At 43.8% G+C, this 16,212-nt stretch carries 14 protein-coding genes; 2 read left to right on the top strand and 12 right to left on the bottom strand.

What is annotated here, in order from left to right; genetic code table 11:
- Genes purS through BC349_RS04840 form a run of 3 tightly spaced genes read right to left on the bottom strand, consistent with a single transcriptional unit; the run spans position 1 to position 2,325 of the window.
- Positions 1-246: a phosphoribosylformylglycinamidine synthase subunit PurS gene (purS, locus tag BC349_RS04830; protein WP_187255591.1), complete on the bottom strand. Its 246-nt coding sequence runs from the start codon at positions 244-246 to the stop codon at positions 1-3.
- Positions 243-1,007 (bottom strand): CDP-alcohol phosphatidyltransferase family protein, encoded by a 765-nt coding sequence (locus tag BC349_RS04835; protein WP_187255592.1) that lies wholly within the window; start codon positions 1,005-1,007, stop codon positions 243-245. Before BC349_RS04835 ends, purS begins: the two co-directional genes overlap by 4 nt.
- Positions 1,008-1,026: 19 nt before the next feature.
- Positions 1,027-2,325, bottom strand: coding sequence for an aminopeptidase P family protein (locus tag BC349_RS04840; protein ID WP_187255593.1), 1,299 nt, complete (start codon positions 2,323-2,325; stop codon positions 1,027-1,029).
- 411 nt (positions 2,326-2,736) lie between these two features.
- Between BC349_RS04840 and pckA the strand changes: the two genes are divergently transcribed.
- Positions 2,737-4,341 (top strand): phosphoenolpyruvate carboxykinase (ATP), encoded by a 1,605-nt coding sequence (gene pckA, locus BC349_RS04845; RefSeq protein ID WP_187255594.1) that lies wholly within the window; start codon positions 2,737-2,739, stop codon positions 4,339-4,341.
- Between the two features lie 137 nt (positions 4,342-4,478).
- Positions 4,479-5,189, top strand: coding sequence for a DUF922 domain-containing protein (locus tag BC349_RS04850; protein WP_187255595.1), 711 nt, complete (start codon positions 4,479-4,481; stop codon positions 5,187-5,189).
- An 11-nt stretch (positions 5,190-5,200) separates the two neighbouring features.
- Here the strand turns inward: BC349_RS04850 and BC349_RS04855 are convergent, their stop codons facing one another.
- The 9 genes from BC349_RS04855 to BC349_RS04895 form a co-directional block, all read right to left on the bottom strand.
- Positions 5,201-6,952, bottom strand: coding sequence for an O-antigen ligase family protein (locus BC349_RS04855; RefSeq protein ID WP_187255596.1), 1,752 nt, complete (start codon positions 6,950-6,952; stop codon positions 5,201-5,203).
- A gap of 42 nt (positions 6,953-6,994) precedes the next feature.
- Positions 6,995-7,669: a hypothetical protein gene (locus BC349_RS04860; RefSeq protein ID WP_187255597.1), complete on the bottom strand. Its 675-nt coding sequence runs from the start codon at positions 7,667-7,669 to the stop codon at positions 6,995-6,997.
- 93 nt (positions 7,670-7,762) lie between these two features.
- Positions 7,763-9,109 (bottom strand): hypothetical protein, encoded by a 1,347-nt coding sequence (locus BC349_RS04865; protein ID WP_187255598.1) that lies wholly within the window; start codon positions 9,107-9,109, stop codon positions 7,763-7,765.
- 283 nt (positions 9,110-9,392) lie between these two features.
- The gene (cysC, locus tag BC349_RS04870) at positions 9,393-9,989 is read right to left on the bottom strand and encodes an adenylyl-sulfate kinase (protein WP_187255599.1); all 597 of its coding nucleotides are present in this window, start codon (positions 9,987-9,989) and stop codon (positions 9,393-9,395) included.
- A 22-nt stretch (positions 9,990-10,011) separates the two neighbouring features.
- Complete coding sequence (gene cysQ / locus BC349_RS04875; protein ID WP_187255978.1) at positions 10,012-10,770, bottom strand: 3'(2'),5'-bisphosphate nucleotidase CysQ; 759 nt, start codon at positions 10,768-10,770, stop codon at positions 10,012-10,014.
- A 1-nt stretch (position 10,771) separates the two neighbouring features.
- Entirely contained in the window at positions 10,772-11,821 is a 1,050-nt protein-coding gene (locus tag BC349_RS04880) for a sulfotransferase family protein (protein WP_187255600.1), read from the bottom strand.
- Positions 11,822-11,825: 4 nt separating this feature from the next.
- Positions 11,826-13,097: a chromate efflux transporter gene (gene chrA, locus BC349_RS04885; RefSeq protein WP_187255601.1), complete on the bottom strand. Its 1,272-nt coding sequence runs from the start codon at positions 13,095-13,097 to the stop codon at positions 11,826-11,828.
- Positions 13,097-14,608, bottom strand: coding sequence for an aryl-sulfate sulfotransferase (locus BC349_RS04890; protein WP_187255602.1), 1,512 nt, complete (start codon positions 14,606-14,608; stop codon positions 13,097-13,099). Before BC349_RS04890 ends, chrA begins: the two co-directional genes overlap by 1 nt.
- 24 nt (positions 14,609-14,632) lie before the next feature.
- Complete coding sequence (locus BC349_RS04895; protein ID WP_187255603.1) at positions 14,633-16,207, bottom strand: RagB/SusD family nutrient uptake outer membrane protein; 1,575 nt, start codon at positions 16,205-16,207, stop codon at positions 14,633-14,635.
- Positions 16,208-16,212 lie beyond the last annotated feature (5 nt).

Here is a 16,212-nt window from a genome sequence, read left to right on the forward strand (position 1 = left end):
TCAGTTGATATTTATTTCAAACTGCTCCATAACCGGGTTTGCCAGCAATTTCTTTGCTGCCTGCTCGGCAATTTGCCTGGCTTCTTCTTCTGAGGCTGCTTCAATCTGGAGTGAGATATTTTTACCGATGCGCACATCATGGATGGCGTTGAGGCCGAGATTACCCAATCCGCCCATTACAGCTTTTCCTTGCGGGTCCAGCAATTCTTTCAGGGGCATTACTTTTACCTGTACTGAGAAAGTCATTCGTTACGATTTTTGAGCGCCAAAGATACAATAATATACACGAGGAAAACGACCGGCATAGCTGCCCATTTCAGGGTAATGGCCGCAATGATGGCCACTGCCAGCAACAGGAGTTTGGGCAGGTTGTTTTTAAGTGTATAGTCTTTAAATTTCAGGGCCATGATCGGCAGGGTGCTGACCATGAGGAAACTCAGCAATAATATGATGCCGTATAAAATCCATTTATTCAGCAACAGGCTAAGGACGGTTTCGCTGCCGGTATACCAGTAGATCATGGGAAGGGAAGCTACTACGAGACCCACTGCCGGAACCGGAACCCCCTTAAAACCATAAGACTGTGCGGGATCGATATTAAACCGGGCCAGGCGGTAGGCGGCGGCGCAGGGGATCAGTACTGCAGGCAGTAACCAGAGGATACTGGTGTCGAGACCATTTTCCTCACGGGCGAAACTAAGGCGCAGGAACTGATACATGATCAGGCCGGGTGCCACTCCAAAACTAACCACATCGGCCAGTGAGTCGAGTTGTTTACCCATTTCGCTGCCGGCCTTCAGCAGGCGGGCCACGAAACCGTCCAGGAAGTCCACCACGGCCGCGATGGCAATAAAAAGGGATGCCAGCCAGATCTTTTCGGGCATATCTACGAGGTATTCGCCTGCCGGGCCTGCTGCCATTGTGATTCCGTTTTGCAGGATCACGATGATGGCCATAAAGCCAAATACCAGGTTCAGCAGGGTAAAGAGATTAGGGATCTGTTTCATATTCGGTTAGTACTAATCGTTAGTTTTTTTGTTTTTTCATCAATCTTTCGATCTCATCGGCAGTAATAGGGATATTGGCCATCAGGTCTTTGTTCCCGGTGCGTGTGATCCAGAAATTATTTTCGATGCGAACGCCCATTTGTTCTTCTTCGATATAGATACCCGGCTCGATAGTGAAGACCATTCCGGCCCTGATGGGTTCATTCCTTGTACCCAGGTCATGCACATCTATGCCCAGATGATGTGAAATGCCATGATAAAGGTAACGGCGGTAGGCCCGGTTTTCGGGGTCTTCATTTTTAACATCCTCCTTTTTAAGCAGGCCGATTTTAAGGAATTGCCGGGTGGCTTCCTCCCCTGTTTTGTCGGTATAATCAAGTATGGAAATACCAGGTCTCAGAATACTCTTGCAATAGTTGTGGAGGTGCAGGCAGGAATTGTAGACTTCCTTCTGGCGTTTGCTGAATTTGCCGTTCACCGGAACCGTGCGGGTGAGGTCGGCGCAATAACCACCGTATTCAGCCCCAAAATCCATCAGCACCATTTCACCGTCTTTGCATTCCTGGTTATTGCTGACATAATGAAGGATCCGTGCCCGGTCGCCACTGGCGATAATGCTGCCATAGGCAGGCCCTGTAGCCCGGTTGCGCAGAAATTCGTGGTAGATCTCGGCTTCTATTTCATATTCCATAACGCCCGGACGGATAAAGCCAAGCAGGCGGCGAAAGGTTTTTTCGGTGATGTCCATGGCTGTTTGCATCACCGCCACTTCCAGGGGCGATTTGATGGCACGCAGCGATTTCATGATGCGGGCGCTGCGTTTATAATGGTGCAGCGGGTAGCGACGGCGCATTTCTTCGGCATACCTGTAATCGCGCACCGGTACCAGGTTGGATTTTCGGTCATTCTCGTTGGTATTCAGGTAAATCGTTTCTGCCAGATGTATCATGGGCTGCAGCAGTCCGTCAATGCTGTCCAGCCAGACAATTGTACTGATGCCGGAAATGGCGGTGGCTTCTTCACGGCGCAGGCGGTGGCCGTCCCACTTTTCTTTTAGTTCATTGGGTCGAACCAGCACCAGCACTTCGCGGAATTTGGGATCTGGATTGCCGGGAAAAAGAATAAGCATGCTGTCTTCCTGGTTGATGCCGGTGAGCCAGTAGAGGTCAGCATTCTGTTTGAATTTATGGATGGCATCTCCATTGGCAGGCAGTTCATCATTGCTGTTGAAGATGGCAATGGAACCGGCTTCCATCTCCCTGGTGAATTTCTTCCTGTTGTCGATGAAAATGCGTGCGTCAAGTGGTAGATATTTCATGAGATCTTGTTTCAGGGGGCTAAAAATAAGGATAGTTTTCAGCGGAGCAGCGATGACGCCTCTTTTCTTTTGATGAATTGTGATTTAAGCTACTGCGACCAACAGGCAGGCATAAGTGCCGGCCCGGATTATCCTGCTGCCGCAGATGCTCCCCGATGACCTTAAGGAAAAAAATTACAATTCGAACTGCAGGGAAATGGTTGTTTGAACATTCAAATTTCAAAAAATTAGCAGTCATCTAAACTAACAAACGTTAGTTTGTTATTTTGTCTATCATATTTGCCAATTATTAGAAAAAAATTCAACATAACTGAAATTGTATTGAATTTTATCTATAGTGTAGCAGGTACACATTACTATGAGGCTATAATTGCAACCCATAGATTTGCCCGAAACAACTATGATTCCGCTATGTCAATTCCAACGATTATGATGCCGGTTGAAGATCTGGTAAAAATCGGACTCAGGACCGCTGAAAATGTGTTTTACCAATTACCCCCCGATGAATTGATACAGGATGCCCTGAGGCTGGGTGAGGGTGTGTTGAATGATTCAGGGGCGCTGGTTATCCGGACTGGGGAGTTTACCGGTCGGAGCCCAAAGGACAAATTCATTGTAAAGGATGAAATAACGGCCGATACAGTACATTGGAATGATTTCAACCTGGCCATAGACGAGAAGCACTTCTTTACCATAAAGAAAAAGATCACCGATTACCTCGAGATGATTCCGGAAGTATGGGTACGCGACGCATACGCCTGTGCTGACCCGCGTTACAGGGTGAATATCCGTATCGTTAATGAGAAGCCCTGGATCAACCTTTTTGCATATAATATGTTCCTTCGCCCTACTGAGGAAGAACTGGAACAATTCAAACCGGAATGGACCATTTTGTCTGCACCCGGACTCAAACTGAATCCGGCTGAATGCGGAACCCGCCAGCACAATGCAGCAGTGATCTCTTTCAAACATAAAACCGTGCTGATTGCAGGTTCAGGATACACAGGTGAGACCAAGAAGGGAATTTTTACCATCCTGAATTTCATTTTACCCCACCAGAAGAATGTACTGAGCATGCATTGCTCGGCTAATATGGGACCTGATGGGGATACGGCCCTTTTCTTCGGCCTCAGTGGTACGGGCAAAACAACCCTCAGTGCAGACCCCAACAGGATGCTGATCGGTGATGACGAGCATGGCTGGACGGATGACAATGTTTTCAATTTTGAGGGTGGTTGTTATGCCAAATGCATTAACCTGACTGAAGAAAAGGAACCTGAAATATTTCATGCCATACGCCCCGGGGCACTGGTGGAAAATACTGTTTTCCATGAAGGCACCAATACCATCAATTTTGACGATGGTTCCATTACCGAGAATACCAGGGTATCCTATCCGCTGGACTATATCAGCAATGCAAAGGAACCTTCGACAGGAAATATTCCAAAAAATATCTTTTTCCTGACCTGCGATGCTTATGGTGTATTACCGCCGATTTCAAGGCTCACACCGGAGCAGGCGATGTACCAGTTCATTTCCGGTTATACAGCCAAGGTTGCCGGAACGGAAGCCGGGGTGACGGAACCCAAATCAACTTTCAGTGCCTGTTTTGGTGCGCCTTTCCTCCCTTTGCATCCGGGCCGCTACGCGGAAATGCTGGGTGAGAAAATGAAAAAGCATGATGTAAAGGTCTGGCTGATCAATACCGGCTGGACAGGTGGTCCTTACGGCATTGGAAAAAGGATGAAACTCAGTTACACCCGGGCCATGATCACTGCTGCACTGACCGGCAAACTGGAAAATGCCACCTATGAAACACATCCGGTTTTCGGAATGGCCATGCCAATTTCCTGCGAAGGTGTTCCTTCAGAAGTACTGAATCCGCGGAACACCTGGTCAGATGCTGCCGCTTATGACCACCAGGCGCTGCAGCTTGCCAATCAGTTTATCAAAAACTTTGAAAAATACGCTTCGGGTGCAGGTGCGGAGATATTGGCCGCAGCTCCAAAAGTCTAGTTCATAAATTTCGGTCTCAACGTTGCTTGCAAGTCCGCCCTGTTCCCAGGGCGGAATTTTTTTGTATCCATTTTAGCAATCCTTTTGTAAACCCAATGCCGTGGATTTGCATCTTTGTAGTCAGGGAAAATCATACTATGGTGCTGACACAATTTATATTCCTGCTCAACCTTTTTTTACCGGTGCCCCAAGCCGCTGCAAAAATAATAGCCGAACCGAACAGGTCGACTGTTAATCCAACAGCAGAAAACGCAGGGGCAAGTCAATGCAACCATAGCAGGGGGGCATTTACATTTATCAGAACCGGCACAGCCTTTTTTGCTTTCGTACCAATTGCCCCCCCTGAAACAATCGGAAGAAAGATTTCAGCTGAAAGGGAAAATATCAACTGGAGAAGCCGACGTATTTTAAACTGGAATGATTTTAAGGGCAATCCTGTTGCAGCTGCCTCCAATGCTGCCCTCACCAGTACTTCCATCCTGATCAATTTTGGCTATGATGACCAGTCTCTGACATATAAGATCCAGTGTGTGTTTTACCCGCAAAAATCCTGGACAAAGGTTCAATCGAATCATATCCTTGCGCACGAGCAGGGACATTTTGACATTTCGCAATTGTTCACCAGGAAATTACACAAGGCTTTAAGTGAATACAGGTTCCGGGCCGCATCCGTTGACAGGGATGTCCAAAAGATTTACCAGCAGATCAGTCAGGACCAGGCAGCATTCCAGCAGTTATACGATAACGAGACAAATTATTCCAGGAACCTTGCGGAACAAAAAAACTGGCAGGACAAAATTGAAAAAGAGCTGGAAGAACTGAAACCCTATGCCGGCTATCCGGAATAATACGTGCGGCCTTATAAATTATCCAGGTTGTTCCTGACTTCAGACCTTAATTCATCTGCTACAGCAGACCTGACCTTTACCGGATAATTTAACAGTTGTTCGGACCATTTCCTGGCCAGGATAATATTTCCCATCCTTTTATAACATTCTATCAGTTTGTATTTGGGATAAATAGCAGATGGCACCATAAATACGGCATGTAAATAATTTTGCTCAGCCTTTTCAAACAGGCCCTGTTCCAGGTAAACATCGCCCAGGTAGACATATATATTGTTGACTGACAAATACCTTCTTGATTTTTCCAGAAATTCATTTGCAATTAAAAGCTCCCCGGCAATGGCAGCCTCTGCCCCGTAATTAAAAAGAAAGGCACCATTTGCCCCCAATGCTTTGGCGGCGGCCATGTATCCTTCTTTTGCTTCTTCAAACCCATCATACAGGGCAGAGCGGGCAGCTTTTCGCCAGGTCCATTCCGCATCCAGTTGCCGGCAGGAATAGATACCGACCAATAATAACAGCATTCCCAGCGATAATGCGCTTACATATCCCGGCATCCGAACCGGCTTATTACACGTATCCCCGGAACTGAAGATGGCCGCCAGGTGAATGGTAGTCAATAACTGAATCGGACTTATATGGATTGGATTTGAAAACAGACCCGAAATAAAAATGGCGGCCAGGCAACCGATATGACCCGCACCGGATTGAAGGCTGATTGAAAATAGGCTGTCATTTTTCAGGTTTCTGCGAATAAAAAATACAACACCGGCTAAAACGATAAGGCCGGCCAGCCCGTATTCTACCAGGAATTGCATTGGAATATTAAATGCTTCCAATGTATTGGTGGCGAGCATTTCTATTTCCAAAGGCTTTTGCCCATACCGGAAATAACTACTTTGATAATTATTATAAACCGCAGCAAACCGGTTGGGTCCAACGCCAAAAAGGAAATGATCCCTGAATACCTGCCAACTTATTTTATAAATTGTCAGTCTGCCCATGGCAGAATTTATTTTTACCAGCAGGCTAATGCCAACTGTCAACAGAAAAAGTATACTAAATAATAATACCAGTCTGGTAATTGAAAAACCGAAACGCTTTTTATATAGGAAAACTGCAGAGGTCAGGCATCCGAATAAGGAGCCAACAATAGCAGCCCTTGCAGCCACCCGGAACAATAAAAAAACACCTGCTGCCAACAGCATCAGGCAAATAATCCTTGTCATCCGGGCATTGCCTTCATTACGGAAAGCATTGAAAAAAATCAAGGGAACCAGCGCGGCAAGGTAATTCCCCAAATAGCCAGAATTGTAAAACTGGCCCCTTACAAGAATGGTATTTGAGCCATGCTGCGATAACTGACCGAAAGCAATTAAAACCTGGACAGCACATGAGGCAATTAAAACCGACTGAAGCCAGAACGAAATTTTCGGCAGAAATGCGGATAGAAAACTAAATATCCCCAGGCAACAAAATAAGGTAATGGGAACCTGCAAGCTGCCGTCATCAGGATAAACCCTGAAAACGGAAAATGAAAGGTAACCAAAGAGTAGTAAAACAGGAAAGATATACTTCGGTTCGGGTAGAACATTTTTCAACCAGGTAAACAACCATGATAAAATACCCAGGCCCCAGAGCAGGTAATAATCCATCCTTACCAGGCCACCCTGCATGCGCCATTCATACAGCCAGGGCAACAGAAATATTGCCAACACATAAAACGCACACATTAACTGATAGGATCCCACTAACCTGCTCCACATAAACAGTTTTTAAAGGCATATGAATACATTCAATGACATGGATCAAAGGTCCACGCCATTCTTCCTGAGCCAGTCCCTAACCTTATTAAAGGTTGTGGGATCTGAATTGTCCGTTCCGGAGTATTGAAACAAATATTCCACTCTAGGCAATACCTTATTATAATTTTTATGAAACTTTTCCTTAAAAATCACCTGAGCTTTATACATTTTTGCACCCCGAATGCTGTCGAGACCCAATGAAAAACTATAAGGAAGTTTATTAAAACTCCCATCGTAGCTATAAAAAACAGAATCGTATGCATTAGGGTTTGTACCATCGTACACATACTTTTCCGTAAATCTTTTCTCAGCATATCTGATTGTCTCAATATATTTCAATCCCCTTGTAGTGTATTCATTATGAAACCCTCTTATTCTAAGTATTGAATCCACCTTTGCTTTCAGGGGAATTGCTGAACTATCCAAATGCTTAATAAAATATCCATAAGCGCTGTCTCTATGAAAAAAGAAATAATTTGAATCTCTGGAAAAGCTTTTCACTTCCCCATCGACTTCCTCTATCCGGTAGGCCGGGAGGAAATATAAAATTTCACTATCGCAGTATTGTATCCAAACCGTATCGTACAAATTCCTGATTGAATCCTCATCGATTGGCAAAACAGGATAATGAATATCCATTCGGATTTCAGTTACACGCCCCACGTCTTTCTGGCTCATACATGCGGAATGAAAGAAAAACAACACCAGCAATACACTAAGTGTATGCTTACTGGTGTTGTTGATAAAACTGATGATCATACTAAATATTTATTAAGGATTTGCACTCCATATTTGTCCGGCTTCATATGGGATCACATATGGTTTAATGAGTTCTTCAATTCCAATGCAATCACCACATAAGGGTGTAAATTTTATTGAATACTTCAAATGCATACCGGCATATAAAACGTTTGGCGTACCGGGAGTAAAACTTGGTGTCGCACTTCCTTCCTGTGGGGTTACTGTTCCACCTATTGCAAAACCTTCAAGAGCAATTCTCTCATGCTCAAGTGACTCCCAAACCCATTTATTGGTGGCGGGATCAACCAATTTTACAACCCCTTTTTCATAGGAATATATATTCCAGCCAAAGCCCCTATGAATTTTCCATTTAATATTTTTAAACTTCCGGATATTTGAAATGGTCTGGAATGTAACACTGACTGTTGAATTATCAGTGGAAGAACTACCAGACAAATTTTCAATGTTTTTGATACACTCTTCCATGCAATCAGTACTATTGGTTTGGGTGACACCGTCTCCATATTCAGGTTCCTTGTTCTCTTCAGAGCATTCATCCCATTCAGCCAGGATTTCGTAATCAACCACTTCAAAGGTTACTTTATCATACCAGAAGCCCACCAGGAACATTTTAGTACAGGTGCCGCAACTGCTGCCCTGGGAATAGGAGGCCATAATCCTGTCGCGTGCGGTGAATGCTTTTTTAAAGCTCAGGAAAAAATTACCTCCGGACCATACTCCGTTTGTCAGTTGGTAGGATCCATTATTCGCATAATTCCGATCGTAGAACAAAATGTTAGCAGTCAACCGTTCATATCCATCAGATTTTTTGAAATATCGGTTTTCAAACGCTGTTCTGGAAAGCTCCTGTAAGTTGTAGACAGCAGCTTCTTTACCCAGGATTTCAATAACATGCATGTCCATTTTTCCGGATTCATCGGCATAAAAAACTACAGACCTGCCGGCCGTATATTTTTTGTTATTGAAAGGCTGCGCAAGATTATCAAGGGGCACCACAACAAACTTTACATCATTCCTGGCATAGGATTTCGCTTCCTGCCATTTCAGTTTTTTCTCAACCCTGGTCATCCTGGCAAAGATTTTCCTGAGCGAATCCTGCCCAGACGGCATTTTATTAAGCGAAAGCAACTTCCTTTCCTTATCAACCACTTCCTTTAAAAACCAGGCTCTTGCCTTTGCGACTTCGCCATCTATCACCACTTCCTGTCCCGGACCTTCTGATTTTCGGCAGCCGGTATACAATCCACCAATTAAAACCAGCACCAGTGGGAAAATCATCAACAATTTAAAATTCCCTGAAAAACTCCCACGCAGCAGTTTTATCAAACCCTGCGCCTCAAATTCCAACTTTCTCATACTGCTTTCATTTAAATGTTGCGTACGCTTCTTTCGCTGCTGGCCGGCAACGGGCCTACCGTACAAAACTCCCCGGAACGCGTTCTTTCTGTTTCTGAGACTAAGCTACAAAACAGTAAAATCCTGTGGTACCGTGTTTTAACGGTACTTTGGAAGAGCTTTTCACCGCGCCGGAATACAAACTGAAGTAACATTACCTGCAAAAAAAATATTGCTGCCATCACAACCTGGTGATAGCAGCAATATGCACTGGACTTTTGGTGTATTGATTTTACCCGACTTCTTATATACAAGCACTTAACATAACAGACTCATCCCCATCAGCAAGAGGTAAAAGCGGGATTCTGATCCTGGAGATCAGGCTTTCAATAATTGCTGATGCACATTCTTCCACCTTTGAACCCTGAGTGGAAATTGTAAAGGTTGGAATATCCGGCTTTTCAAAAGAAGAATCAAAACCGGTAAACTTTTCAATCATTTGTGCCTTTGCCTTTTTATATAGTCCCTTCACATCCCTGTTCGCACATACTTCCAGCGGACAGTCAACAAATACTTCAAATATTTTATCACCAAGGATATCCCTGGCTATCTTCCTGTGCCTGCCAAGCGGGGTTATCAGGGAACAAATGGTAATTACATTATTACCGGTAAGCAGCCGGGCAATTTCGGCGGTCCTTCTGATATTCTCGGATCGGTCATCATCGCTAAATCCAAGACCTTTGTTGACACCATCCCGAAGTTCATCGCCATCCAGTCTTATGCTGAAAATGCCTCTTTCAGCCAACATTCTTTCAAGTAGTATTGCAATGGTACTCTTTCCTGCTCCAGAAAGACCGAAAAGCCAGATAGCTATGCCATTTTGTCCCGGAAGTTTATTCATAACAATTTCAATTAATTATAAATTAGTTGTTAACCCGGCAAACAAAACCTCCATTTCTCAGGTTTTCTTTGTTATACAGGAATGGCTGGAATTGATCGGTTTCCACAATTGCACCGCTAAACCCTGCAATGGCATGGCCTGCGGCAGTATCCCACTCCATGGTTGGACCCTTCCGGTAATATATGTGCGCTTTCCCTTCTGCAATCAGGCAGAATTTAATCGAGCTTCCAGCCGACTCATGCCTTACAATGGGGTATTGTTGCAGAAAATCTGATTCATTTGCAACCGAGTGCGATCTACTCCCAACAGACACCCATTCCCGTGAATCAGAATCCGATTTAATCGGAACAGGATTTTCACCCAGTCGCTGCTTAAAGCTTCCCTTACCGGAACCAAAATAAAGTGTGTTCATACAGGGCACAAAAATGACTCCAAGCACAGGCACATTTTTGTGTATAAGGGCAATATTTACTGTAAATTCCCCATTCCTGTTTATAAATTCTTTGGTGCCATCCAACGGATCTACACACCAATAATATTCCCACTCCTTTCTTATTTCAAAATCAATAGCGGCCCCTTCCTCGGACAAGATGGGAACCCCCGGGTATAATTCAGTTAGCCCTAAAACAATAATTTCATGAGAAATTTTATCGGCCAGCGTAAGTGGAGACTCATCCTCTTTGAATGTTACGTCAGGTTCAGGATTATCATTATAAACCCACATCACAGCAGCACCTGCTTTCACAGCTATATCAAGTATTGGTCCTATTTCCGGTTGCATATTAATTTTCCTGATTAAAGAGTACGGAATCCCGATTCTTAATTCTTTCCAGAACCAACTCCTGAGGGCGCCTGTTATCAAGGTCTGCTTTGCTGGCCTGTTGAATGGTTTCTCTTTTCAGAAGGGCATTTATCCTGTTGTATTCCATCAAATTCTCTTCAGAGAGCAACGCCTGTTGCAGACCTGCGTTGTCCTGTAAATCGATACCACTTTCCAGCCTGTAACCCAGTTTATTAAGCACATCTCCAGCCACTGCTTCAAATATCTGAAGATCGTTCCCGGAAAATGTTTGCATGTACTTTCCGGTATTATCTTTTATAATCGGCTTTTTCAGGTTGCTCCACATTTCTCCAGCTTCCGCAGCAAGTTTTGAAGTTCTTGATTCATAGAACGACATCATCGATGCTGCATATTCAATTCCCAGAAAATCACAAAGCGACTTTACCGATCTTTCCGGATCAGCAATAAGGGATTCATAGTTTAACCTGTAAAACCGGTCTTCTCCCATCATTTCCCCCAGGCGAATGCAGGCATCCTGGTCATGCTTCCATTGCTTTGCCAGATGGTAGATATGTTTTTCACCGACAACGGCTTTCTTGAATGAGGCAGCAACATCACGACCATCCCGATACAGAAAAATATATTTCAGATTCAAGCCGGCTTCCTCCAGTTCATTGGCGTAGTGAACATTTGCCATACTCTTGCAACACCAGTACTTAGACTTTTTTGACTGCGCTGCCGCTTCATAAATAAGCCGGTTTAATTCCGATAGTGAATAATGCCTGGATTCATGCATAATTTTATCCTTGTCGGGAATAACACCTTCCCAGGGAACGGGATTAGCCAACACATAATCCACTACATCATCAACCAGGCGTTTGTATGAAGCAGCGTTTAACTCTCCGTACAAATGCATAAGTGGCATGAATGTTACCAATATATGCGGTGGATGTGGTGAGGCAATTTCTGTTGACTGATCCAGGATAACCCTTAACAGGTTGGATCCTGATCTTTGTGTACCAATAATTTGTATGCCTGAAATATTTTCCATGACTTTAAAACTGATTTAATACTAATCCAATTGAAACGGAACCCAGAATAATATATACCGGACTGATTTTATACCTGAAACTGAGTAAGAATGATACACCAAAAATGAAGGCGGCAATCCAGTTCAGGGCACCAGTGATCAAAATCTTTTGTGCGGAAACCAGGATCAATGCCACCACCACCACTTTGACGCCTGTCAGTGAATTAACCATCAGTCTGTTTTCCCTGAATCTGTTCAGGTACTTTGAAACCACTATAACAAGAAAAACAGAAGGCGCGAATATTGAAATTGTTGCCAGAATGGCACCAACTATCCCTGCCACCTTATATCCAATGAAAGAAGCACTGATCAGTATCGGGCCGGGAGTTGCCTGGCTAAATGCGATGGCATCCACAAATTCCTTATTATTCACCCAATGCAATTCATTTACAAAAAGGCTTTCCATTATCGGGATCATCACATAACCACCGCCAAAAAGAGAAAGACTGATACCTGCAAATACCATCATTAATTTCAGCAATCCGGTATCCATGGCCTTTGTGGCATTACCAAAGAAAAGCATCTGATTCAGGAATAATAAGACCAAAATAAATTTGTTGAAAATCTGATTACCAAACAGGTCTTTGTCAGCAGGACCATACCCTGAGGCAGCTGCCATACCGGCGGTATTATTATTAGTCTGAATATCCAGTAAAGCCCCCACCAACGCCCCACCTATTAATAAAAGAACTGTTGCAATATAATTCCCGGTAAAGAGCATGATAACCAGTGAAACAGCAAAAACAATTCTTTTTGTAAAATTGCCGCCAATTTCCTTATTAAACATTTGCCAACCGGCAGCCAGGATGATGGCACCAACCGAACAACCAACATAGGTCATGGCATTCCCACTAATTACTGACTGTGAATTATTAAAATACATCCAGGTCAGCCCTATCATAAACAGGAAGGCCGGAAGGATAATAGCAAAAGTACTAATGAGTGCACCGGAAGTCTTTCTTAAATGATAGCCAGCCTGCCCGACCACGTTAACTGCAAGCGGGCCGGGCATTATACTAGCCACCCCTATGCATTCCATGATCTTATCATTTTCTATTGTCCTGTCTCTATCCACCATGACCCGCTGAATGACAGAAATCAAAGCCATATGTCCGCCAAAGGATACCAGGCCAATCTTAAAAAAAGTAAAAAACAAATAACTAAGGCTTACATCCTTATTATGTTTAATGGCCATTTCCCCCTGCTTTTCCAACATATTAACGCCGATTGCTTCCATCAGAATCCTGGATTTTTAGGTGAAAAACCGGAAATCGCCTCAAGTCTGTAAGGGTCCCCGCCAACCTGAACCTTCCACAAAATTTTACCTTTCATATCTGTAATCAGAAATGCTCTTGGATCAGTCAAACAAAACAGTACCATGTCCTGCCTGTTTCCGAAGAGAGCGGCACTACCCTTTGCGGAGGTATAATATTCCTCCGGCAGGGAAACAATATTAACCGGATTTGCAACCCGCGAGTTTGTATCCAATGAGAAAATCATTGCCCTGGATATTCGGTTTCGTTCACCATTATCTAGCAGCATGTAATGTTGGTCCTGAGTAGGATGAATATAATGCTGGGCACTAAAAATCAACTTTTCATCCAGTTTAAAATCCCCTTTCTCGCCCAGCTTCCAGATTACGCGACCCGTATTATTTTCTACCAGCCAAACCTGGTTCAGATCCCTGAAAGAAATAAGGAAATTCCCGTTCTCCAGCCTGAACACAGCATTTCCATGCACCCAGTCCTTTTTATGTTTTAGTATTTCCGGATCATTTAGGGGATCAAGGTGATCCAGAACGGACCATTCCCAAATCTTTTTCCCGGCTTTATTAAAAAGTACAATACCATCTCCATTCAAGGTATCCTGTTTCAATCCATTCACAGAAGACAAATCAGCAATTTTCTTTGTAAACGTAAGCGCGTAGATGTTACCATCCCTGTCTTTCCTCACTTCATGATGCACCAGTTTATCCATATCCCCCTCTCCCTTCTTCAGGTGGGTAATAATTTTACCGTCCAGTCCCATTTCAATGATTTCATCACCACCGGAGGAAGGAATTTTTTCCGGACCCACAATCGCCAGTATTGTTTTGTCTTTAGTCCAATGGCTGACTTTAACTCCTTTCAGGAATGGTTCATACCAAACAATTTCCCCTTTATTATCAATGATGACGATTGAGCCGGGCTCTGAAAGGATCTGGGTGATGAAATATTGATCCTTAAGCTCACCGCTAATGGAGCTGTCTGAAATTTCAAGGGTAAAATATGGAGTAGCCTGGTAAATTGGTTGTGTTTCCAGCGGGTACTGCTTACTGATTGCATTCCCACGCTTGTTTTTTACACGTACCCGGAATTGGTATTCCGTTTTAGCTGCTGTGTTGGTAATAACCAGTTTGTGTATTTGTTTTGAGGTTGATACTTCCGTGTATAAGGTATCACTGCTACCGGCAACCCAGTATTGTAAGACTGCATCGCAGGTCTGACTGGCTGTAACATTTACTTCAAATCTCAGGCGATTGGATGGTAATTTTACCAGCTCAATATGCTTCACTTTCAGGTGGCCAAATACATCCTGAATTTTTTCATTGAACAGAAATCCTGCAATACCCAAAGCCGCAACTAAAAGCAGCAACCAGAAAATACTTTTCCATTTCTTCACAACTATCACTTTACAAATTTTATAAACATAACTCACGAGTAAAAACTGGTAAAAGATACCGGCATAAACGGTATCTTTTACCAACATATACCCTTAACCAGAATGTATTCACTATTTCACCCTCCCATTATTGATACTTGGGTCAAGGGATGTATTACTTTGAATTTCTTTCTGTGGATACGGAAATAAGGCATAGTTGACCGCATCAGAATAGGTAGACGGATTCTTGAGTGCAGGAACAACTTTCTCTTTAAACTTCAGGAGAGGATTGGATCCTCCGCTCGCCGCAAGTCCCCACCGGATAAGATCGTCCCTTCTCCTGCCTTCCATAAAGAACTCTTTATTTCTCTCCTCAAATATGGCATCCCTCAATGCATCCTTGGAAGAAAAATCAATGAGGGAATAATTTTGCAAACCGCTTCTGCTCCTTATCTGGTTGATCAGGTCCAGGCTTTCCTGATTGATGCCGTTCAATTCATTCAATGCTTCCGCCCGCATTAACAGAACATCTGCATAACGTATAATGGGAACATTGTTATAACCGGAATAATTATAGTTTCCGGTATGCGGATATTTCAGGTTGTACACAAAAATAGCCAGGGTAGTATCCCTATCGGCCTCTTCGCCAATTCCGCCATATTCCTTTGGAACAGCCACCACCTGGCCATAGATGGTATTGTACACTCCGGTTAACAGGTTCCGGCGTGAGTCTTCCGGATTAAAGATTGAATAAAAGGAAAGATGCAGGGGGAAGTTGCCCCATCCCCTGTTGAAATCCCAGGGTGTTGAATTCTGTCCGAAACTATTGGAATTTACACCATAAGCACTGGTTTCATTGGACGATTTCAATACAAAAATGAATTCATTATCCGAACGGTTGTCCCTGGAAAACAAAGAGACTATTCCGCCTTCAGCCGGCGTGCGCAAATCATATCCTTTACCCATTACTTCAGCAAGTTTATCTGCTGCCTTTTTCCATTCCAGCCGGCGCATATATAGTCTGCCCAACAATGATTTAGCAGCTCCTGCAGTTGCCCTTGCAACTTCCGACCCCGGATATGATTCCGGAAGGTTTGCTTCAGCGTATTGGAGGTCTGCAATCATGGCAGCTTCTATATCGGCCTGGTCTGTCAATGGCGGATTTTCATCTGCTTCCGTAAATTCTGAAGAAGGTTTATTCAGCAATGGTACACTTCCCCATAAAGAAGTGGCATCGAAATAGGCAAGTGCCCGCAGAAATCTTACTTCACCGAGATGTTGTTTTTGGAGTGCTTCTGAGGAGCCATTTTCTTTGTAGTTGATCTTCTTAATGATCTCCTCTGACTCGTTGGCTCTTGAAACAAGCCTGTATATACTTGTCCAGACATCGTTAATAGTTGAGTTATTGGCATCATAGGTCAACTGATCAAGTTGCACACCCTGTCTGGCATTGGCCCTTGTAGTCACCACTTCTCCAGGGTATTCATATAACCAGTACAGATAGCCCGCATAATAACCATATCCGCCATTGTCCTTTAATGCAGCATAGGTTCCCCTGACCGCCTGTTCGCCGTTGGCCGGTAAGGAAAGTGTGTTGGCATCCAGCACTGAAAAGGTTTCTTCTTCCAGGCCTTTTTCGCAGGAAAGAAAAGTTGTGCTTAGCATTGCAGCCAGAAAGAATACGTTTTTGTTTATTGTTCGTTTCATAACTA

The sequence above is a fragment of the Flavihumibacter stibioxidans genome (assembly GCF_014332695.1).
Taxonomy (GTDB): Bacteria; Bacteroidota; Bacteroidia; order Chitinophagales; family Chitinophagaceae; genus Flavihumibacter; species Flavihumibacter stibioxidans.